Origin of the sequence: Streptomyces sp. NPDC025273 (assembly GCF_040638585.1) — a bacterium.
Lineage (GTDB): Bacteria > Actinomycetota > Actinomycetes > Streptomycetales > Streptomycetaceae > Streptomyces > Streptomyces cinereorectus.
On sequence record NZ_JBEZYP010000056.1, the window covers coordinates 1 to 1,305 of the forward strand.

1 protein-coding gene is annotated in these 1,305 nt (G+C 67.7%); it reads left to right on the forward strand.

The genetic code is table 11. From position 1 onward, the window contains the following. The first annotated feature begins 122 nt into the window (after window positions 1–122). On the forward strand, window positions 123–1,262 hold the full coding sequence (locus tag AB0F38_RS31670; RefSeq protein ID WP_361900895.1) for an ISAs1 family transposase: 1,140 nt from the start codon (window positions 123–125) through the stop codon (window positions 1,260–1,262). Window positions 1,263–1,305: the final 43 nt, after the last annotated feature.

Below are 1,305 nucleotides of genomic sequence, written 5' to 3' on the forward strand. Positions count from 1 at the left end.
CAGGGCTCTTGCAAGATCGAATTGATCTTGTGAAGTGGCTGGTCGGCGGGGTGTGACCGAACGGGCTGAAGCTCCGTTGATGCGAGTGACCTAGCAAGTCCCTTGCACACAACGGAGCTTCAGTGATTCGTGAGTCTGCCATGCCCGCGCTCGTGCTGTCGTGTTTCGTCGCTCCGGCGGGTGACGCGGCGGTGGAGGATGCCGATCCGCGTGATCGTCGCGGGCGGCGGTATCCGCTTCCCGCGCTGGTCCGGGCGGCGGCCTGCGCGGTGGCGACCGGAGCGCGTTCGTACGCGGCCATCGGGCACTGGCTGCGCCGGGCGCCCCAGGACACCCTGGCCCGGCTTGGCTTCCCGGCGCGCGGCCCGCTGGGTGTACGGCCGGCCGCGTCCATGGACACCCTCCGTCGGATCATCGAACGACTGCGTCCCGATGGGCTGGCGGCGCTGCTGCGGCCCGCCGCGGGTCCGGAGCAAGAACGCCCGACGCGCCTGGCGGCGGACGGCAAGGCCGCACGCGGCTCCCGCACCCGGACCCGGAGTGCGGCGCACCTGCTGGCCGTGATCGATCAGGACGACCAGGTCATCGCCCAGCTGCGAATTCCGGACAAGACGAACGAAATTCCCTGCCTGCGCGAGGTGCTCGGTGCCCTCGACATCGAGGGCGCCTGGGTCAGCGTGGACGCGCTGCACACGCAGACCGAGACCGCACGGTTCCTCGTCGAGGACAAGGAGGCCCACTACCTACTGACCGTGAAGCTCAACCAGCCGACGCTGTATACCAGTTGTCGGCACTTGCCCTGGCACAAAGCGACCGCGAAATACTACGACCGCACCGAGGGGCACGGCCGTAAGGAGACCCGCGTCGTACAGGTCCTGACCGTCTCCCACCTGGACTTCCCGCACGCCCGCCAGGTCGCCCGCATCACCCGCCACCGCACCGCGACGTACAAGCGCACCCGCGAGACCGTCTACGTCATCACCGACCTTCCCGCCCGGCAGGCGAAACCCCAGGACATCGCCCTGGGACTTCGTCACCACTGGCACATCGAAAACAAGATCCACTACGTGCGGGACGTCCTCTGGGACGAAGACCGCTCTCAGATCCACACCGGCCACGGCCCCGAGAACATGGCCACCCTGCGCAACGTCACCCTCAACCGACTCCGAGCCACCGGCGCCACCAACATGACCGAAGCCGTCCGCGACCTGTCCTACGAACCCTTCGCCGCCCCACTCGACCTCCTCGACATCCCCCGCTGACCAGCGCAAACGTCAGAGAAATTCGACCTTGCAAGAGCCCTGG